This is a genomic window from Krasilnikovia sp. MM14-A1004 (assembly GCF_047159485.1).
Lineage (GTDB): Bacteria > Actinomycetota > Actinomycetes > Mycobacteriales > Micromonosporaceae > Actinoplanes.
Map to the genome: position 1 here is coordinate 5,544,768 of NZ_AP038773.1, position 19,829 is coordinate 5,564,596.

The following is a 19,829-nucleotide window of genomic DNA, read 5'->3' on the forward strand; positions in this document are numbered from 1 at the left end:
AGGGGTTCAACAGGGGACCGGCAGCACGCTACCCATCACGGTCGTCAATGCCTGACGATTCGCCCCGAGCCACGCGCGCCTTCGGCAGAATACGTAATGGGGGGCCGGGGAGCCACCTCCAAGGCGTACCAGATGAACTCTGTATGTCCTTTTTGGCCGCTGAGTTTGGCACTGTTCCGTCCATCGACGAGCACCGGGGGATCCGACCGATGACCATGCCCGACGACATCCTGGCCTACAACCGCACGCTCATCGAGACCTTCCGGGCCGACGGCGGCGCATCCATCGGCGACCGTAAACTGCTGCTGCTCACCACGCGGGGGCGCCGCACCGGCCAGCCCCGGACCAGCCCGATGATGTACGTGGCGGACGACGGGCGGCTGCTGGTCATCGCGTCCAACGCCGGGGCGGCCACGGATCCGCAGTGGTACCGGAACCTGGTCGCCGACCCGCACGTCACGGTCGAACTGCCCGGCCGCACGTACGCGGCTCTGGCCACCCCGCTGACCGGCGTGGACTACGACCGGCAGTGGGCGCGGATCAAGCAGGACAATCCGTTCTTCACCGAGCACGAGCAGAAGGCCGGGCGCACGATCCCGGTCGTGGCGCTCACGGACGACGCCGCGCCGAGCTAGACCACCGCCCAACGGTCAGGACGGATCCGCAAGCTCCTCCTGGACACCGGACCCCGTCGGGGTGGGCGACGGGCTCGCCGACCCGGCGCCACCGGTCGGCTCGGTGCCCGGGTCGCTCGGCGTGGCGGTCGGGTCCGGGCTCGACGACGGCAACGGGGCCGGGGCGGTGGATGTACCGGTCGGCACCACGGACGGCGTGGTGGCCGTGGGTGCCGGGCTGGGCGACTTGCGCGCCCGGGGGGTGCCCGCCAGCGGGGCGATCCGGTTGCGGGGCCGGGTGTCCAGCACGATGGCCGGGTCCTCCGGCGCGGCGGCACCGGCGCCTCCAGCGCTCTTGCCCGAGTGCTGCTGCACGACCACGGGCGGCGTGTCGGCGGGCGGGGCGGCGACCGGTCCGAACTGGGCACCCAGCCACATCGCGGGGCCGAGTCCGACCGCGACGATCGCCCCGAAGAGCGCCAACGGTTCCCGGTTCATCGGCGCCCCCTCCCCTGGTTACTGGAAGCATCCCGTTCAGCTCGGAAATCGATCTACCCAACTTGAGCGACGGTCATGCAAACTTGTCCGGACACGCTCTCGCTGCGCTCGGTGCAGGACACAAGCCCCTGAGTGTCAGTGTGGCCCGAACCGGCGGTCCGGTTGCTGATACGTCGGAAGTCGGCGCCTATTGGTAGGCACGCAACGGTTGCCCGGCCGGTTCAGCCGAGGTCGGACGTTTCGCGCGTACGCGCGAGAAAGGCCACCGCGTCGTCGAGGGCCGCCCACCCGCCGGGCAGTTCGTCGGAGTCCAGTGCCGCCCGCACGTTCAGCGTGGCGCCGTCGCGCAGCCGCAGATCCCAGGCGCGCGGGGCGCGGCGGGTCCGGGCCGCACCGGCCACCTCCGTGTACGGCAGGAACCGGCTGCCCGGCGCCGCCGCCTCACGTTCACCGGCGTCGGCGGCCGCGAACCGGGCGAGCCGCCGCTTCGCCGAGCCGTTGTGCGCGCGGGGCAGTCCGGGCACCAGGAACAGCCCGGTGTCCACGATGAGTACATCCGTACGAGCGCCGTCGACCACCAGGTTGACGATCCCGCCGACGACCTCCGCCCGGCCGTCCGCCGACGGGCCACCGGTCGCGGCCGGATCGACGCCGAGCGCGGCCAGCCGGTCCCGGGCCTCCGCGACCGTGGCGGGGTCGGTGACCAGCGCCGCGGGCCCGGACAGGTCGAAGTGGCCGCCGTCGAGGGCGACGAGTTCGGCCGTACCCGTCCAGTTGTGCCGCCAGCGGGCGACGCCGCTGCGCAGCGCGGCGAGCGCCAGCAGCAGCGTGATCAGCTCCGACTCCCGGGCTGCGGCCTCGTCGGCGGGCAGGTCCGGCAGTACCGACTCGGCGACCTTGCGGAGCCGTCCGTCGGCGGCGAGGTCGAGGACGTCGGCCGCGCTGGTCACGGGCACCCCGGCGGCACGGGAGATGGTCGCCAGGGCGGCCTCGGCCTCGCGTTCCATCTCGGAGGTCCGGGCCGCGCCGAAGAAGGTGTCCCAGTCCACGGCGGTACGCCCCTGCGGCGGGTAGGCGACCGCCTGCAGCGCGCGCCCGAGTCCGGGCAGGTCGGGCACCGGCTCGGCATCGGGACCGGGCGGGGGCTCGGGGACGGCCGGGAGGGCGGCGAGGCGCTCGGCCGCCGGTGGGTGGGTGTCCCACGGTCCCGGTGCGGGCAGCGGACGGGCCCGCAGCCGAGCCGCCTCGTCGGCGCGGGCGGCCAGCATCCGCAGGAAGCCGCCGAACAGGTCGTCCGGGGTGTGCCCGGCCTGCCAGCCGGGGGCGACGTACTCGGTGCGGAACAGGTGTTGCAGGGCGTCCAGGGTGGGCAGGTCGGTGAGGACCGCGGCGGCGGCCGCGCCACCGGCGAACTCGGCAGCGACCCGGTCGGCGTGGAACTCCCGGGCCCGGCTGAACGGCGCGTCGAGCCGCCGGTACAGCCGCGCGTAGGCGCGCAGCACCGGCCCGGCCGGGTTGCGGCGGCTGATCCGGGGGATGCTGCGGCCGACCGCCACCCGCCCCCGGTACGCCAGCGGCGCGAGCCGCCCGTGGCGGCCGGAGAAGTGGGCCAGCTCGTGCGCCATGACCGCGCGCAGGCGAGCGACGTCCCACGCCTGCAGCAGCGGCAGTCCCAGGTAGAGGTCGCGGCGGCCACCGACGAGCCCGAGCAGGCGGCTGCGTTCGCGCAGCGTGGCGGCGGCCCCGGCGACGACCGTGACGGTGTCCGGCGCGCGGGTGCCGGCGGCGGTCGCGGCCGCGTCCAGCAGGTCCCACAGATGGGGGGCGTCGGCGCGGCTCACCGGCACCCCGGCGGGGTTCGTGTGCCGGGTGTGCAGGGCCCGCCACGTCGCGTAGGCCAGCACCCCGACGGTGGCCATGCACAGCGGCGCGCCGACCTGCGCGGCGAGCGTGCCGGGCAGCATCGCCAGCAGGAGCAGGACCAGCACCGCCACCAGCGCGAGCTGGGCCACCGCGACGGCGAGGAACCCGGCCAGCGCGACGGCCGACGTCATCGCCCGTGCGCCGTGCCCGTCGTCCACGCGGGCAAGCCTAGAGGCGGCCCCGGCGCGCCGTCACTCCCCGGCGACCCGCACGAGGGGACGTTCACGCCCAGGGAACCTCCGGTGACCGGTGGTAGGCGATCCCCTGCGCCGTCCAGCGCGGACCGAACGTGGCCAGGCGGCGACGGAACGACGCCCAGTCCCGTACGGCCTGCGGCGACCAGGCCACCTCGGCGATCGCGGGCAGTCGCGGGAACGTCATCGTCTGTACGTCGGCGAGGCTGCCCAGGGTCTCCGACCACAGCGGAGCCTCGACGCCTAGCACGGCCCGCTCACCGACGCCGGGGAGCCGGGTCGCCGGATCCCAGTCGTACGCGCGGGCCACGTCGAGCAGTCCGGCCCAGTCCAGTCCGAGCGGGCTGTCCGCGTCGTACTTCATGTCGAGGTACGTGCGGTCGGCCGGGGACATGATGACCTGGCCGCCGCCCGCGACGGCACGGGCCACCCCTGCGTCGTCCGCCGCGGTACGCCAGAACTGCGGCACTACGGGCAGCTCCGCCGCGGCCACCTCGTGCCAGCCGACGGCGCGTTTGCCGTACTTGGCGACCAGCGGCAGCACCCGGTGCAGGAACGCGCGGTAGTCCTCGGCGCTGGTGGCGTCGGCCTCGTCGCCGCCGATGTGCAGGTACGGCCCCGGCGTCAGCGCCGCGACCTCGCGGATGACGTCCTCGACGAACGCGTACGTCTCCTCTTTGTCGACGCACAGCGAGCTGTAACCGACGGCCCGGTCGTGGCGCGGCGGCACCGCAAGACCGTCGCGGGTCAGCTCCGGGTACGCCACCTGGGCCGCGTTGACGTGTCCGGGCATGTCGATCTCCGGCACGACGGTGACGAACCGGTCCGCCGCGTACGCGACGAGCTCTGCGTACTCGGCCGCGGTGAGGAAGCCGGGTCCGGTGCCGCCGACGCCGGTGCCGGGGCCGCCGCTGACCTCGGTGAGCCGGGGCCAGCCCGCGATCTCCAGCCGCCAGCCCTGGTCGTCGGTCAGGTGCAGATGCAGGTGATTGATCTTGAACGGGACGATCGCGTCGATGAACGAGCGCACCTCGTCCGGTGTGAAGAAGTGCCGGGCCAGGTCCAGCATCACGCCGCGGTAGGCGAACCGGGGCCGGTCCTCGATCCGGCCGCCCGGCAGCACGGCGTCGCCCGTCCCGGCGACCGGCAGTAGCTGGCGCACGGTCTGCACCGCCGCGAATAGGCCCGCCGGGGTCTGCGCCGCCACGATCACCGCGTCGGGGCGTACCTCCAGCGAGTAGCCCTCGGCGCCGTGGCCGTCTTCGAGCACCAGCCGGATTGCGCCGTCGCCGTCCACCGGCACGCGGTGACCGGTCGCCGCCCGCAGCGCCCCGGCCAGGTGCTCCGCGACCGCCGCCGTGCCTGGTGCGGCGCGGACCGCCGTACCCGGATCGATCGTGAAGGCCGCGGCCGGGACCGGCCGCACCCGCGCCGGCACCGGGATCACGTCGCCGAGTCCCCGCATTCGACCCTCCGCTCCTCGTGCGCCCGACTCTAAGGCCTGTTTCCAGTTCACGTGTACGCCGGAATCCGCCGCGCGCGCCGCGGCAGCTATCGTGGCGCCATGCCGATCACCACGCGGCGCGCGGTGGCGGACGACGCGGCCGAGCTGCACGACGTCGCCGCCCGCACGTTCGGTCTGGCCTGCCCGCCCGGCACCCCCCAGTCCGACGTCGACGCCTTCATCGCCCAGCACCTGTCCGCGTCGCGGTTCGCGGACTACCTCGCCGACGGCGACCGGATCCTGCTGCTGGCCGAGGACGACGGCAAGCCGGTCGGCTACGCGATGCTGGTGTCCGGCCCGATCGCCGACGTGGACGTGCGCGCGGTCGTCACGGCGCAGCCCAGCATCGAACTGAGCAAGTTCTACGTGCTGGAGGGCAGCCACGGCAGCGGCACCGCCGCGGCACTGATGGCCGCCACGATGGCGGCGGCCGCCGGCACCGGCGCGGTGACCTGCTGGCTGGGGGTCAACCAGCAGAACGTGCGGGCCGCCCGGTTCTACACCAAGCACGGTTTCGAGGTCATCGGCACCAAGCGGTTCCTGGTCGGCGACCAGTGGCACGACGACCACGTACGGGCCCGGCCGCTCTGACCGGCTTTGCGACACGCGTACGACGGGCGACGATAGGCCCATGTGCCGAAGCATCAAGACCCTCCGCGAGCCGTACACCAGCGATGTCACCGACGCGGAGATCCGCGCCGCCGCGCTGCAGTACGTACGCAAGATCTCCGGTTTCCGGGCCCCTGCCGCGCACAACGCGCAGGCGTTCGACGCCGCTGTGACCGCGGTCACCGCGGCGACCAAGGACCTGCTGGAACACCTGGTGGTGCGCTCCGGCCCGGCCCGCGCCGCGCACGACTGACCGGCAGCTGACAAAACTCGGTGTACGTCTCGCGGCGCCCGCGGCTCTTCTGGGTGTATGACCCGCTGGAGGGAGGACCCCGAGATGAGCACCATGACCGCCCCGAAGACCGCCGGCACCGTGACCGCCCCGCTGACCGCCGCCCGCGCGGAAGCGCTGTACATGAGCACGCTGCCGACCGGCGTCGCGCCGAGTCGCTCGGAGGTCACCTCGGCCATCCGGACCGCCCTGCGCAGCCACGGCGGCGTGCGCGGCTGCGCCGCCGACGTCGCCGGCGAGTACGGCGAGTACCCCGACACCGCGGCCAGGCGGATGACCTGGGCGCTCGGCGTGGTCGACGCGGTCTACGGCGTCCACTGACCGGCCCGCGCCGGCCGTTGCGGAGTCCGCCGGCCGGCGCGGTGCCATGCCGGCCTCCGCCGGTCGGGGGGTGTCTGCGTGACGGCACCGAAACTGTCGGAGGCTAGCGGTAGGTTTCTTGCTGCGGATCGGCGCCACGGGGGCGCCGATCCGTCCATGTGCGGCTCATCCCTTCAGCCCACCCTGCGGTGGACCTGCGTGAACCCGCGTGCGCCCGGCCGCTAACGTCGGCCCCCGGCGCAGGCGAGGCGACGGAGGTGCACGGATGCTGGGTTGGCGGCGACGCGAGCGCGGGCTCGCGCCCGAGCGGCGGATCCCTGGCCCATTCAGCCGCTTCCTGCAGGGGCGGGGGCTCTTCGAGGGTCGCCAGGAGCCCCGCATTCCCGCGCCGCGCCGCGCCAACCCGGCCGCCGTGATCGACTGCGCGGTCTACGTCGACGGGGTGCGCCGGCCGGGCCGCCCGCACTACTCCGACGCCCGCCGCCAGGCGCGCCGGCACCGCGGCGGGTTCGTCTGGCTCGGCCTGCACGAGCCGGACGAGACGTTGATGACCTCGATCGCCGAAACGTTCGGCCTGCACGAACTGACCGTCGGGCAGGCGGTCGCCGCCGGGCACCGGCCCGCCGTCGAGGTGACCGGCGGGGTGACGCGCCTGGTCCTGCGCACGGCCGCGTACGTGGAGCACGACGAGCTGACCGCCACGTCGGAGGTGGTGGACACCGGCGATGTGACGGTGTTCCTGGGCGACCATTTCGCCATCACGGTCCGGCACGGGGCCGCCGGGGCGCTCGCGCCCGTCCGCGAGGACCTGGAACGCCGGACCGCGCTGCTGGCACACGGGCCGTGGGCCGTCGGGTACGCCGTCTGCAGCCGGATGGTCGACCTCTACCTCGACGTGGCCGGGCACGTGGAGAAGGACCTGGAACGGCTGGAGGAGAGCGCCTTCGCGGCCGACGGCAAACCCGACATCGCGCACATCTACCAGCTCAAGCGGGAGATGGTCGAGTTCAAGCGGGCGGTGCTGCCGTTGCAGGAGCCGCTGCACCGGCTGCTCGGCGGCGAGGCGCTGCCGGGGCCGCTGCGCCCGTACTTCGCGGACGTGCGGGGGCGCCTGGCCCGGGCGGTGGACCGGGTGGCGGGCTTCGACGACCTGCTCAACTCGATCCTGCAGGCGCGGCTCGCGCAGGTCTCCGTCGACCAGAACAACGACATGCGCAAGATCGCCTCGTGGGCGGCGATCGCGGCGGTGCAGACCGCCATCGCGGGCATCTACGGCATGAACTTCGACTTCATGCCGGAACTGCACTGGCGGTACGGCTACTACGGGGTGGTGGCGGTGATGGTGATCGCTGCGGTCGCCCTGCACCGCCGCCTCAAGCGGGTGGGGTGGCTGTGACGCTCCGTTATCGGGGGAGGCGAACGTCACGTCGGCGACACAGTGCCGGACTCGCCGTGACACCGCGTGATTATTGGGGCCGATGAGGTCCCAGAAATCCCCAAACATCGGCCGAACGGACGCCCCCGCATCGACCGGAACCGCACTCTTCGACTCCGGACGGAAGCCCAACGCGAACCGCTCTCCCCTAGCCGTCGAATACGCGGTGTAACTACCGTTTCCGGCAGATCACCTACTGGGGGCGGTAGTGGAGAACATGGTGTGGCCGCGACCGACGGCCGGAGCTGACGCGTGACCGCGACGGAGTCGATGCCGCCGAGCGTGGAGGCCGGCCCGCTGGCCCAGCAGCCCGGCATCCTGGGCAAACTCAAGGGCCACCTCGATCTTCTGCTGAACGCGGGCTCGCTGATGGCCACCACGGTCATCACCTCGCTGCTCGGCTTCGCGTACTGGTGGGTCGCGGCGCGGACCGCGTCGACGGAGGCGGTGGGTGAGGCATCCGCCGCGGTCTCCGCGATGACGCTGATCGGCACCATCGGCATGTTCGGCATGGGCACCATGCTCATCTCGGACCTGCCGACCATGCAGAAGCGCCGCTGGGACCTGATCTCGACGTGCCTGCTGGTGGCGGGCGCCGCGGCGACCGTCGGCGGGCTCGCGTACGTGGCGCTGGCGCACCTGGCGCTGCCGCAGCTCAAGGACGCGATGGGCGGGACGGCCGCGACCGTGCTGCTGGTCTTCGGCATCGCGCTCAACGCGGTGACCCTGGTGCTGGACGAGGCGCTGGTCGGCCTGTTGCAGGGCCCGATGCAGCTGACCCGCAACGCCTGGTTCGCGGTGAGCAAGCTGGTCCTGCTCGGCCTACTGGTGCTGCTGCCGATCAAGCTGACCGGCAGCATGCTGACGCTCACCTGGATCGCGGGCATCGTGCTGTCGGTGGCCATGCTGGCCCGGGTGCTGCGCCGCCGGAACATGGTCGACTCGCTGCGCCCCTCCCCCGCGCTGCTGCGCGGCCGGGGCAGGGCCACCTTCGACCACAACCTGCTGAACCTCGCGACATACCTGCCCCGGGCGGCGCTGCCGCTGGTGGTCACCGCGGTGCTGTCCGCGGAGGCGAACGCGTCGTTCTACACCGCGTTCATGGTGCTGTCGTTCCTGGCGATGGTGCCGGGCAACGTGGCGCTGACCCTGTTCGCGGTGGCCAGCGGTGACAAGGCGGCGCTGCGTTCCAAGGTACGCATGGGCCTGCTGATCTGCCTGGGCGGCGGCCTGCCGGTCGCGATCGTGGTGGCGCTGCTGGCCGAGCCGATCATGTCGGTGTTCGGCGCGAACTACGCCCGCAGCGCCAGCAGCGCGCTGGCGATCCTGACCCTGACGTACGTGCCGTTCGTCTTCCACCACTTCTTCCTGGCGATCTCCCGCGTGCAGGACCGGGTGCGGGGCGCCGGCATCTTCTCCGTGTTCGCCGGTGTCGCCGAACTGCTGGCCGCCTGGTACGGCGGCAGCCGCGGAAGTCTGACCTCGCTCGTCACCTGGGTGGCGATCGTGATGGCGATCGAGACTGTTCTCGTCGCACCGACCGTGCTGCGTGTCGTCCTGCCCTCGCGGCGCGACGCGGCGGCCGAGAACCCGGAGGGAACCATGTCCACCACCAGCCTGACCCTGCGCGAGCGTTCCTGGGTGGCGCTGGAGTACATCCGTACGGTCGGCCCGCTGGTCGGCGTCACCGCGCAGGGTCTGCGCGACGCGCTGATCGGGCTGCACGCGGCGGACCCGACGCACCGGGCGGTGTCGCGGCTGGACCGTTCCGGCGGCCGCTGGATCCACCTGGACGCGCCCACGTTCGCGGCGTACGTGCAGGAGGCGGTGACCGACCTCGGTGACGGCCCGGTGGACTTCGACGAGATGACCCGGATCCTGCAGTCCGAGCAGCGTGCCCACCACCCGGTGCGGATCCTGGTCGGCGGCGGCTACATGGCGCTGAAGGTGGCCCACGCGTACGGCGACGCCGGTCCGGTGAACACGCTGGTGCACGAGCTGGTCCAGGCGGCAGCCGAGGGCCGGGCCGCGTCCATCGCGCCGATGCAGCGGCACCGCAGCGCGCTGCCCAAGGCGTGGTGGAAGACGTACGGGCTGAAGGTCGGCAAGATCCGGGAGAGCCTGCGGATCGCCCGTCCGCCGCAGGCCGGTGACGACGCGGTGATGCGCCCGTGGACCGCGCAGCTGACCGTGGAGACGGCCCGCTCGGCCGAGGTGCTGGGCAAGATGCGGGTGTGGCGTGACGAGCACGCGCCGGGCGTGACCACCTCGGCCATCACGTTCGCGGCGTTCACCGCGGCGCTGCAGCAGCTGGGCCTGAACCCGGACACCTCGGCCGCGACGTTCCTGGCCGATGCCCGCCGCTACCTGGAGAAGGGCGTCAGCATCGACAGCAACTTCTGCTGGGGCCCGGTGCTGTCCCCCTCCGACCTCACCGACCCGCGGGACATCCACACCGCGCTCAAGGCGGAGCTGGCCAGCGGCAAGATGCTGACCATCATGCTGCTGCGCGAGACGAAGATCCTGGTGACCGGGGCGCCGGGCCTGCCGGACCCGTACCCCACCGAGGCTGCGGCGGAGCCGCGTCCGCGGCTGACGTTCAGCAACCAGGGGCGCCACGACATGCTGTCCGACCTGCCGTGGGCGGTCGAGCCCGCCGGGCGCGTCAACCAGAGCGTGCCCACCCTGAACGGCGCGGAGGGGATCACCCTCACCACCTCGGAGATGAACGGGGTGCTGCACCTGGAGGCGACGTTCCACGCCTCGACGTTCGACCCGGCGATCGTGGCCCGGGCGCTGGATCTGGTCTGCACGGACCCGGCCGCGCTCATCATGGCCGCCCGCTAGGTCGCACCGGCTCGCGCGGCCGGCCGCCCCCGCCGGCCGCGCGCCTAACCCCTATCGGGCGGTTCGTCCCGTTTTCCTGCGGGAGCGCCGGTGTTCCGCCGACCATGGGGGCATGTCGCTCAGCAGAGCTCACACCTCGGCGTTCCAGCGGGAGGTGCCCCGGGAGGGCCGGGTCTGGACCGTCCGCGACGATCGGGGCTACCCGGCCCCGTGCGACGCCGACGGCCGGCGCGCCATGCCGTTCTGGTCCAAGCCGACCCGGGCCCGGCGCATCGTCACGCAGGTCCCCGCGTACGCGGATCTGCGGATCACGGAAATCGCGCTGGCCGACTGGCTAGACCACTGGCTGCCCGCCCTCGACCGCGACGGCGTGCTGGTCGGGGTGAACTGGTCCGGCCCCCTGGCCACCGGCTTCGACCTGCCACCCGCGGAGGTCGCCGAATGGTTCGCCGCGTGACGGGCGTGGCTCAGCTGACGTCGCGGTCGCGGTAGATCCGCGGGCGGCGCTCCGGCGGAGTCCCGGAGATCACCCGGTTGCGGCCCTGGTCCTTGGCGGCGTAGAGGTTGCGGTCGGCCGTCGCCAGCGCGGCGGACTGGCTGGCGGGAAAGGTCTCCCCGGCGCCCGCGACGCCGATGCTGACCGTGACGCACCAGCCGTCGGGCAGTTCCGGCCACGCATGGTCGCTGACCGCCTGCCGGATGGCGTCGAGCTTGGCGACCGCGACGGCGACGGGGGTGGCGGGCAGCACCAGCAGGAACTCCTCACCGCCGAGGCGGGCGACGAAGCCCGCCGGGACGGCGGCGGCCAGACCGCTCTCCAACAGCCTCGCCAGCTGCGCCAGCACCTGGTCCCCGGTGTCGTGCGACAGCGTGTCGTTGATCCGCTTGAAGTGGTCGATGTCGACCAGCGCCACGCTGAGGCCGGGGTCCGCGGCGATCATCGCGGACAGTTCCTCGTCGACGTAGCGCCGGTTGCGCAGGCCCGTCAGGGGGTCGCGGCGGGCCTGCTCACGGAAGCGCTCGGCGTCCTCCCGCGCCTCCGCGGTCTCGAAGATCGCGTGCCGGGTCTGCACCTGCGCGTCCCGCTCCTGCGAGCGCAGCCGCTCCTGGGCGGTGACGAACACCTTCTGCGCGGCGAACGCCGCGGCGAAGTCGCCCGCCGCCGCGTACAGCTCGGCCTGCTCCTCGTACACCTGGACCAGCACCCCGTGCAGGCCGCTCTCGTCGCACAGCACCCGGCACTTCTCCAGGGTCTCCTGGGCCCGGTCCGTGGCGCCGAGGCCGCGCTGGGCGCGGGCCAGCGTGAGCAGGAAGTAGGCCAGGTCGTCGGCGTCGTCCACCTGCCCGGACTCGTGCCGGGCGATGCTGGCCAGCATCGTCTGTTCGGCCTCGCCGTACTCGCCGAGGGCGACCTGGATGTCGGCGAGCGTGTGCAGGGCCGCCGGGTCGAGGTCGAAACCCTGGGCCTCGGCCAGCTCCACCATCCGGCCCGCGATGTCCTGCGCGCGGACGAACTCCCCGGCGGCGTGCTCGGCAAACGCCCAGTTGTTGAGCAGCACCATCAGCCGCCCCCACTGTTGCTCCTCGCGGGCCAGCTCCTCGACCTGGCGGTAACGCTGCCGGGCCGCGTCCATCGCGCCGGTGAGCGCCAGCGCGTCGGCCAGCTTGGTGCGGTGGTTGATCTGCGTGTACGCGGTGGCGGACTCGTCGAGCAGCTCCACCGCGCTCAGCGCGTGCTCCAGGGACTTGGCCGCGTCGCCGACCATCCGCTCGATCACCGAACTGATCAGATGGGTACGGGCCTGCAGCAGCCGGTCGTCGTGCCGGACCGCCCACTCCCGGATCTCCTGGAGCTTGCGGGCGGTCCCGGCGAGGTTGCCGATCCGCACGCCCATGGCGGTCCGGGACAGCCGGGCGCGCATCCGCAGGCCCTCGTCGCCGATCTCCAGAGCCTGCTGTTCGATACGGGACGCGGTCGCGTAGCCGGCCTCGGCGTCGTCGACGACCCGCTCCTCCAGCTCCAGCAGGGCGGCGGACAGCTCCTCGGCGCTCAGCGCACCACCGTCCATCGCTGTACCTCCCGCCTTGCTCGCCGCCTCCGGCTACCGGCTCTCCCACCGTTTCCGATCGGCCTCGATCGCCTCCGGATTACCGGATCGCGGGCGCCTCATCGAGGTCGACGATCTGCCGGCCGAGCGGCCAGAACGCGGCCGGGACCAGCTTGAAGTTGGCGATGCCGAAGGGGATCCCGATGATCGTGACGCACAGCACGACACCCGCGGTGATGTGGGCAAGCGCCAGCCACCAGCCGGCGATCAGCACCCACAGCACGTTGGCGATGCCCGAGGCCACCCCCGCGCTGGGGCGGGTGACGATCGTGCGGCCGAACGGCCACAGTGCGTAACCGGCCAGCCGCAGCGAGGCGACGCCGAACGGGATGGTGACGATCAGTGCGAAACAGACCAGCGCGGCGATGCCGTAGCCGATGGCCAGCAGCAGCCCACTTCCGAAGATCAGCCACAGTACGTTGAGAATCAGGCGCACCGGTTCAGCATGACCCGTTCGCGCCACCGTGGTCGCCGCGTATGCCAAGGGCGTCATGTCGGTGGCTCCGCGCAGTCCGTCGCACACTCCGGCGCGTCGGCGGAACTCTCCGGCGGGGTGGGCGGCGCGGACCCGCTGGGTGGGGCCGGCCCGCTGGGTGACGCCGACGCGGTGGGCTCCGCCGACGCGGTGGGTCCCGCGGACGCGGCGGAGCCGTCCTCCGGGGAGTTCGGCGCGGCGGCGGGCAGCCGGTGCCCGGGCTGGGTGGTCTCCGGCAGGTCGAACGTCCAGCCCTGGCCCAGCAGCTTCGGGATCAGCCCGGTCAGTGCCTCGACGGTCTGCGCGCGGTCGCCACCGCCGTCGTGCACCAGCACCACGGCCCGTTCGGTGAGCTGCTGCTCGATCCGGGATGCGATGACGTCGGCGCCGGGCAGCTTCCAGTCGTCCGGGTCGACCAGCCAGCCCAGGGGCGTGTGTCCGAGCTGCGCGCCGACCTTCGCCGACACCCCCCAGTCCCCGAACGGCGCCCGGAAGTACGTCACGGTCTCCCCCGGTACGGCCGCCGCGAGCGCCGCGTCGGTCGCGGCGATGTCCTCCGCGACCTTGTCGGGCGGCAGCTTGCCCAACGCGTCGTGATGGGTGGAGTGGTTGCACAGCAGGTGCCCCTCGGCCACGATCCGCCGCACGATGCCGGGATACTGCGCGACGTTCTCCCCGACCACGCAGAACACGGCCCGGATGTGGTACTTGGCCAGCCGGTCCAGGATCCGCGGGGTGTCCGGTGACGGCCCGTCGTCGAACGTGAGGGCGAGCCGCTTGCCGGTGTGCGCAGTGTGCACCACGGGCGCGAAGCCGGGCGGCGCGTCGTGCTTGTCGGCGACGGAGTCCGGGCTGCGTCCGGCGTCGCCGACATCGGTACGCCCGACATTCCCCGGCCGGGGCAGGGCCCGTTTGGGCGCGTCGTGCAGCGAGTCGTCCACGAAGTCGCGCCACAGCCGGGCGGGCACGGTCTCACCCTTGATCGGGCTGCCCTTGTTGTCGCGGATCGGCCCCGGCACGGCCTTGCCGACCCACACGGCGGCGGCCAGGTCCGGGGTGTACCCGGCCATCCACGCGTCCTGGTTGTCCTTGGTGTCCGCCCACTGCTGGGTGCCGGTCTTGCCCGCGGCGGGCCGCTCGGGCACCACGCCGTCGCCCTTGACCACGGACTGCAGCACCGTGGAGACGTCGGCGGCGATCCCCGGGTCCAGCACGGTCCGTCCGCGCGGGGCGGCCGCCCATACCGTACGGCCGCCGGGGTCGCGGGCCGACTCGACGAAGTACCGGTCGTTACGTACCCCGCCCGCGGCGAACGTGGCGAAGACGCTGGCCAGGTCGCTCGGGGTGACCGGGTACCGGCCCATCGCGATGTCCGGCCGGGTGCGGCCGGGCTGCGGATCGCCCTTGACGTCCACCATGGACGTACGGCCGTCGTAGCGCGGGGAGACGCCGAGGTTGACGGCCATGTCGCGGACCCGGTCCGCGCCGATGCGCTCGGTCACCGCGTAGAAGGGCGTGTTCAGCGACTGCACCATCGCCTGTTCCAGGGTGCAGTCGCCGCACTGCCGGTTGCCGGGGTTGTTCAGCGGCACGCCGTTGCGGCTCGGGAACAGCCGCGGCGAACTGCCGTCCCAGCGGGACCGGTAGCCGATGCCCGCGTGCTCGGCCGCGGCCAGCACGATCGGCTTGAAGGTGGCGGCGGCCGGGTGCGGGGCAGCCGCCTGGTCGAAGTAGCCGCGGCCCTTGTCGCCGCCGTAGTAGGCCCGTACCCCTCCGGTGGTGGGGTCCAGCGCGACCAGCGCGGCCTGCAGCCCGGCGGGCTGCTTGCCGAGCTGCGCCCGGATCAGCGTGCCGGCCGCCTCCTGGGCGGCCGGGTCCAGGGTGGTGACGACGGACAGGCCGCGGGTGTGCAGGGTCTGCGCGGAGACGCCGTGCGCCGCCAGTTCCCGCTCCACCCGGTCCACGACCAGACCCGCCGGGCCGGCGTCCGGCGGGTTGGTGGGTGCGATCGCCGGGTACCGGACGTCGCCGCGCAGCCAGCCGAGCTTGTACTGGGCGGAGACCACCCATTCCCAGCGCTCCCGCGCCGCCGCCGGGTCGACCGCGGGATCGAATCCCGTCGGGTCCTTGATGACGGCGGCCAGCACCGCGGCCTGCGCGGGCGTCAGCTGTTCCGGGGTGACCCCGAAGTACGCGTGTGCGGCGGCGGCGATGCCGTACGCGCGGCGGCCGAAGTAGATCGTGTTGAGGTAGCGGGACAGGATCTCGTCCTTGCCGAGCTGCCGTTCCAGCTTGACGGCGAGGGCCAGTTCGCGGGCCTTGCGGTCGAGGGAGAAGTCCTGCGTCAGGTAGGCGTTGCGCACGTACTGCTGGGTGATGGTCGAGGCGCCCTGGCGTCCACCGTGGGCGACCGCGACGGCGGCCCGCAGCACGCCCCGCGCGGAGACGCCCGCGTGCTGGTAGAAGTCGCGATCCTCGGCGGCGAGCACGGCCTTGCGCACCGCCGACGGTACGGCGGACAGCGGCACGTCGCTGTGGTCGTAGGTGCCCACCCGGTCGAGGACCGTCCGGCCGTCGCGGTAGTACAGCACGGACGCCTGCGGGGCGACCGGATCGCCGGGCAGCGGGACCGAGTCCACGTACGCCTCGGCCGTCGCCGCTCCCGCGCCGCAGTAGAACAACACGATGGCGAGCAGGCGTCCCACAATCCGCACGGACTTCCGGTGCCGTCCCCGCCACCGTCGCCGTCGCCGCTCGGGTTGATCCGTTGGCTCGTCCATACAGACCAGGACGAAGACGGCTGCCGATCAGTGGCATGGGCACGGCAAGCACTCTCCGCAACAATCTCGGCACACCAGAAAAATGCCTGTTGACCTGCTGTTTCGCCAAGGTTGCAAATCTATCCAGTGAAACATGTCACTTCTTGATGCGTACACACCGTGACGGTCAGGCGGCGCGCCGGAACACCACCCGGCGACCCGGACGCAGCTGCGCCGCGCGGTCGGCCGACGCCGGCGTCAGCACCGCGATCACCGGGTAGCCGCCGGTCAGCGGGTGGTCCGCCTGGAAGACGATCGGCATCCCGTCCGGCGGCACCTGCACCGACCCGCGGACCACCCCCTCGCTGGGCAGCTCCCGCGTGTGGCGGCGGGCCAGCGCCGGGCCGGACAGCCGCAGCCCGACCGCGTCACCCGCCGGGCTCACCGTGTACTCGGCGTCGAGGAAGGTCGCGACCGCGTCGGCGGTGAACCAATCGTCGCGCGGCCCGAGATCGACCTCCAGCACGGCCACGTCCCCGCCGCGTTCCGCGGCTGCGCGCCCCGCCCGGCCGGGAGAAGCCGCATCGGGTGGGGCGTCGCCCACCGGCAGGACGTCACCGGCCGCCAGCCGGGGCGGGCCCAGCCCGGCCAGCAGGTCGGTCGACCGGGACCCGAGCACCGGCGCGACCGCGAAGCCGCCCCGGACCGCCAGGTAGCTGCGCAGCCCCCGGCGCGGCGCGGTGACGCCCACCTCGGCGCCCGCCGCCACCCGCACCACGGACTCGGCGCCGGTGGGCCGCCCGTCCACGGTCAGCACCGCATCCGTACCGGCCAGCGCCACGACCGCCGGAGCGTCGAAGCGGACCCGCAGCCCACCCAGCACGATCTCCAGCGCCGCCGCCCCGGGCGCGTTGCCGACCAGCGCGTTGGCACGGTCGAAGGCGCCACGGTCCGCCGCACCCGACGGCGCCACCCCCAGCGCCGCCCGGCCGGGCCGCCCACGATCCTTCAGTACGGTCAGCGGCCCTGGCCGCAGCACGCTCATCCGCACTCCGTCACCGCCCGGAACCGCACCCGCATGCCGGGCACCAGCAGGGCCGGGCGGGGCCGGTCGAGATCCCACACCCGCACGTCGGTACGGCCGACGAGCTGCCACCCGCCGGGGCTGTCGGCCGGGTACACGCCGGAGAACCGGCCCGCCAGCCCCACCGATCCGCCGGGGATGCGGGTACGCGGCGTGTCCCGGCGCGGCACCTCCAGCCGCAGATCGCCCCCGGTCAGGTACGCGAAGCCGGGCGCGAACCCGGCGAACGCGACGGTCCACGGCGTCCCGGTGTGCGCCGCCACCACCTCGTCCGTGGAGAGCCCGGTGCGCGTGGCGACCTCGGCGAGATCGGGGCCGTCGTACCGGACGGGAATCTCCACGACGCCCTGGTCCGGGGCGTCGTGCCGGTCGGCGGGCAACCGCGCGATGGCCGCGCGTACCGCGTCCGGCGACGTGGTGTCCGGATCGAGCCGGACCAGCACGGTCCGCGCGGCGGGCACCAGGTCGACCACGCCGGGCAGGGCCGCCGTACGCAGGGCCGCGGACAGGGCGAGGGCCGCGTCGAGCCCGTCGACCTCGACCAGCACCGCCTCCCGCCCGCAGGGCAGCAAGCGCGGGGGACTCATCCCCGTACGGTATCGGTCGTGAACGGCGCCAGCCGCACGCCCGCCGCGGTCAGCGCCCCCGCTACGGCTCGGGCCATCGCCACGGCCCCCGGCGAGTCGCCGTGCACGCAGAGGGAGTCCGCACGGACCGGCAGGACCGTACCGTCCACTGCGGTCAGCTCGCCCGCCGTGACCAGCCGGACCATCCGCTCGGCCACCTCGGCGGGGTCGTGCAGCAGCGCGCCCGCCTCCCGCCGGGGCACCAACGTGCCCTGCGGTGTGTACCCGCGGTCCGCGAACGCCTCACCGCGAGTGGTCAGCCCCGCCGCCGCGGCCGTCCGCAGGAACACCGAGCCGGGCAGGCCCAGCACCGGCAGCGCGGGGTCGTACCGGTACACCGCCTCGACCACGGCGGCGGCCTGCTCCTCGTGGTGCACGATCGCGTTGTAGAGGGCGCCGTGCGGCTTGACGTAGCGGACCCGGCCGCCCGCCGCGCGGGCCAGGCCGTCCAGCGCGCCGATCTGGTACAGCACGTCGGCGACCAGGTCGGCGGGCTCGTAGTCGATGAACCGGCGGCCGAACCCGGCCAGGTCCCGGTAGGCCACCTGAGCCCCGATCACGACGCCGCGGGCGACCGCCTCGGCGCACGTCGCCAGCAGCGTGCGGGGGTCGCCCGCGTGGAACCCGCAGGCCAGGTTGGCGCTGGTCACCACGTCGAGCATCGCCTCGTCGTCGCCGAGCGCCCAGGCACCGAAGCCCTCACCGAGGTCGCTGTTGAGGTCGACGGCCGCGGCCATGCCGGTGTCCTTTCCTGTCAGCCGATCTGTGAGGTCCGCCACTCGTCTGTCGCATCGGCTCGCAGGGTACTCAGCTTTCGCTCAGGTATACCGCGAGCCTGCCGAACTTCCGCCTCGGATCGCGCCGGGACACGCCCCGGCCGCCACGAACTCGGAGGTACCCGCGGGTGGACACTCGTCGATGGGGACAGGTCGGCCTGGCAACGCTGGTGAGCATCGCGGTCGCGGCCCCCGCCGCGCCCGCCTTCGCCGACCCGGCACCCAGCACGATCACGGCCAACGGGCCGGGGTCCGTCGCCCGCAACGGGTCCGTCACCCTGACCGGCACGTTCACGGGTGGCGTCGGCCTGCAGCTCCATGTCAGCAAGCACGACCTGGCCGGAAACCACGCCCTGCCCGACGTCACCACGCTCGGCGCCGGAGTCTTCACCGTCATGGACATCGCGACCGTCGGCGGCACGAACACGTACACGATCAGCTTCGACGGCGACGCGAACTTCGCGGCCACCAGCACGACGGCCACGGTCACGGTCTCCCGCGCCGCCACCGCGCTGAGCCTGTCCACCAACGCCGCCAACTACAAGTACGGCGCCACGGCCACCATCACGGCCAAGCTCGGCAAGACCCACGACAGCCGGCGCGTCTGCCTGTACGCCACGCCCGCCGACGCCAGCCGTACGCTGATCCGCTGCGTCACCGCCAACTCCTCCGGGGTGGCCACGGCCACCTGGAGGATGACCCGCCGCACCAGCTTCCGCGCCGTCTTCGCCGGTGACCAGTGGTACGCCCCGGCGGGCGTCTCGCGGACGGCCACCGCCGGGGTCCGCCTGGAGGAGGTCATGGCGTACTACTACAAGACGTCGCACGGGTACAAGGTCTTCCGGTCGAAGGTCGACCCGCTGTTCGGGGCCCGCGTGACGCCGGACAAGACCGGCGGCTGCCTGACGTTCACCCTGCAGCGCTACCGCAACGGCAAGTGGCGCACGGCCGGGACGCTGACCTGCGCCCGCGTGCAGGACGAGAGCGTGGCCGCGGCGTGGATCCGCGGCACCCACCCCGTCGGGTCGAAGTGGCGCACGCGCGCGAAGTTCGCCGGCGACTCGCTGAACACCAGCACGACAGGGCCGTGGCTGAAGTACCGCTACACCAGGTAATCCTCTGAACCGCTGAGCCCGCCGGGCACCCGCCCGGCGGGCTCAGTCGTGTTCATTCCGGAACACTGCATGGGCCGGGGCCGACCGGGTAACTCCACTGCAGACGATTCCGGAAGGAGCTGTGGTGGAGCTGTTGACAGGCGCGCTGGCCCTGCTCGTCATCATGACCGGCACGGCGATGCTCAGTGGCCATCCGTTCATCATGATCGCCCTGGCGGCGTTGTCCGGCGCGGTGGCGCTGCTGCTGACCCGCGGCCGGGAGATCCGTGCCCGCCGCCGGGTCCGCGGCACCCTGCCACCGCCTCCCGCCCGCCGGGACGCCACGACGGCGGCTCGCACCATGGTGGTGACCGAGGTGGTGACCGACGTGGCGCCCGAGGACGAACTCAACCCCATACCCCTGGACGGTCGCACGGCCGCGGCCGTGATGTGCGGCACGGTGGGGTTGTTCCTCTTCAACCCCCTGTTCGGGCCGCTGGCCATCGGGCTCGGTGTGGCCGCGCTGCGACGCGGCACGCCGGGGCGGTGGGGCCGCCCGGCCGCGGTGGTCGCCGTCCTGCTCGGCCTGGCAGACCTGCTGGTGTGGACCGCGCTGCTGCTGTCCCGGCTGCTCGGACACGGAATGTTGTGGCACGCCTGAAATCCCGCA

At 73.2% G+C, this 19,829-nt stretch carries 18 protein-coding genes; 9 read left to right on the forward strand and 9 right to left on the reverse strand.

Annotation, left to right across the window (positions count from 1 at the left end):
* Positions 1 to 209: 209 nt before the first annotated feature.
* Positions 210 to 635 (forward strand): nitroreductase/quinone reductase family protein, encoded by a 426-nt coding sequence (locus ACMCNN_RS23760; RefSeq protein WP_412742720.1) that lies wholly within the window; start codon positions 210 to 212, stop codon positions 633 to 635.
* A 15-nt stretch (positions 636 to 650) separates the two neighbouring features.
* Here the strand turns inward: ACMCNN_RS23760 and ACMCNN_RS23765 are convergent, their stop codons facing one another.
* From ACMCNN_RS23765 to ACMCNN_RS23775, 3 genes are all read right to left on the reverse strand, one after another.
* Entirely contained in the window at positions 651 to 1,112 is a 462-nt protein-coding gene (locus tag ACMCNN_RS23765) for a hypothetical protein (RefSeq protein WP_412742721.1), read from the reverse strand.
* Between the two features lie 221 nt (positions 1,113 to 1,333).
* Entirely contained in the window at positions 1,334 to 3,193 is a 1,860-nt protein-coding gene (locus tag ACMCNN_RS23770) for a M48 family metalloprotease (protein WP_412742722.1), read from the reverse strand.
* Between the two features lie 64 nt (positions 3,194 to 3,257).
* Positions 3,258 to 4,694 carry a beta-N-acetylhexosaminidase gene (locus ACMCNN_RS23775; protein WP_412742723.1) on the reverse strand — a complete coding sequence of 479 codons (1,437 nt, stop codon included), beginning with the start codon at positions 4,692 to 4,694 and terminating at the stop codon, positions 3,258 to 3,260.
* A 99-nt stretch (positions 4,695 to 4,793) separates the two neighbouring features.
* Here ACMCNN_RS23775 and ACMCNN_RS23780 point away from each other — a divergent pair, with 99 nt between their 5' ends.
* The 6 genes from ACMCNN_RS23780 to ACMCNN_RS23805 all read left to right on the forward strand — a co-directional run bounded on the left by ACMCNN_RS23780 (position 4,794) and on the right by ACMCNN_RS23805 (position 10,694).
* Positions 4,794 to 5,324, forward strand: a complete 531-nt coding sequence (locus tag ACMCNN_RS23780) for a GNAT family N-acetyltransferase (protein WP_412742724.1) — start codon at positions 4,794 to 4,796, stop codon at positions 5,322 to 5,324.
* Positions 5,325 to 5,364: 40 nt separating this feature from the next.
* Positions 5,365 to 5,595, forward strand: coding sequence for a DUF2277 domain-containing protein (locus ACMCNN_RS23785; RefSeq protein ID WP_130511038.1), 231 nt, complete (start codon positions 5,365 to 5,367; stop codon positions 5,593 to 5,595).
* A gap of 84 nt (positions 5,596 to 5,679) precedes the next feature.
* On the forward strand, positions 5,680 to 5,955 hold the full coding sequence (locus tag ACMCNN_RS23790) for a hypothetical protein (RefSeq protein WP_412742725.1): 276 nt from the start codon (positions 5,680 to 5,682) through the stop codon (positions 5,953 to 5,955).
* Between the two features lie 265 nt (positions 5,956 to 6,220).
* Positions 6,221 to 7,351 carry a magnesium and cobalt transport protein CorA gene (locus ACMCNN_RS23795; RefSeq protein WP_412742726.1) on the forward strand — a complete coding sequence of 377 codons (1,131 nt, stop codon included), beginning with the start codon at positions 6,221 to 6,223 and terminating at the stop codon, positions 7,349 to 7,351.
* A gap of 291 nt (positions 7,352 to 7,642) precedes the next feature.
* Positions 7,643 to 10,237 (forward strand): lipopolysaccharide biosynthesis protein, encoded by a 2,595-nt coding sequence (locus tag ACMCNN_RS23800; protein WP_412742727.1) that lies wholly within the window; start codon positions 7,643 to 7,645, stop codon positions 10,235 to 10,237.
* Positions 10,238 to 10,349: 112 nt separating this feature from the next.
* Positions 10,350 to 10,694 (forward strand): DUF2750 domain-containing protein, encoded by a 345-nt coding sequence (locus ACMCNN_RS23805; protein ID WP_412742728.1) that lies wholly within the window; start codon positions 10,350 to 10,352, stop codon positions 10,692 to 10,694.
* A 10-nt stretch (positions 10,695 to 10,704) separates the two neighbouring features.
* Here the strand turns inward: ACMCNN_RS23805 and ACMCNN_RS23810 are convergent, their stop codons facing one another.
* From ACMCNN_RS23810 to ACMCNN_RS23835, 6 genes are all read right to left on the reverse strand, one after another.
* Positions 10,705 to 12,306, reverse strand: coding sequence for a diguanylate cyclase (locus ACMCNN_RS23810; RefSeq protein ID WP_412742729.1), 1,602 nt, complete (start codon positions 12,304 to 12,306; stop codon positions 10,705 to 10,707).
* Between the two features lie 79 nt (positions 12,307 to 12,385).
* Positions 12,386 to 12,838, reverse strand: a complete 453-nt coding sequence (locus ACMCNN_RS23815) for a YccF domain-containing protein (protein WP_412742730.1) — start codon at positions 12,836 to 12,838, stop codon at positions 12,386 to 12,388.
* A complete protein-coding gene (locus tag ACMCNN_RS23820) occupies positions 12,835 to 15,534 on the reverse strand; it encodes a transglycosylase domain-containing protein (RefSeq protein ID WP_412742731.1) in 2,700 nt (899 codons plus the stop codon). The genes ACMCNN_RS23815 and ACMCNN_RS23820 overlap by 4 nt, the downstream gene beginning before the upstream one ends.
* 232 nt (positions 15,535 to 15,766) lie before the next feature.
* Positions 15,767 to 16,624, reverse strand: a complete 858-nt coding sequence (locus ACMCNN_RS23825; protein ID WP_412742732.1) for a biotin-dependent carboxyltransferase family protein — start codon at positions 16,622 to 16,624, stop codon at positions 15,767 to 15,769.
* A complete protein-coding gene (locus ACMCNN_RS23830) occupies positions 16,621 to 17,250 on the reverse strand; it encodes a 5-oxoprolinase subunit B family protein (protein ID WP_412742733.1) in 630 nt (209 codons plus the stop codon). The genes ACMCNN_RS23825 and ACMCNN_RS23830 overlap by 4 nt, the downstream gene beginning before the upstream one ends.
* Complete coding sequence (locus ACMCNN_RS23835; protein ID WP_412742734.1) at positions 17,247 to 18,026, reverse strand: LamB/YcsF family protein; 780 nt, start codon at positions 18,024 to 18,026, stop codon at positions 17,247 to 17,249. Before ACMCNN_RS23835 ends, ACMCNN_RS23830 begins: the two co-directional genes overlap by 4 nt.
* A 167-nt stretch (positions 18,027 to 18,193) precedes the next feature.
* On the opposite strand from ACMCNN_RS23835, the gene ACMCNN_RS23840 reads away from it, so the two are divergent.
* Together ACMCNN_RS23840 and ACMCNN_RS23845 are read left to right on the forward strand one after the other, a co-directional pair.
* A complete protein-coding gene (locus ACMCNN_RS23840; protein WP_412742735.1) occupies positions 18,194 to 19,180 on the forward strand; it encodes a hypothetical protein in 987 nt (328 codons plus the stop codon).
* 124 nt (positions 19,181 to 19,304) lie between these two features.
* Positions 19,305 to 19,820 (forward strand): hypothetical protein, encoded by a 516-nt coding sequence (locus ACMCNN_RS23845; protein ID WP_412742736.1) that lies wholly within the window; start codon positions 19,305 to 19,307, stop codon positions 19,818 to 19,820.
* Positions 19,821 to 19,829: the final 9 nt, after the last annotated feature.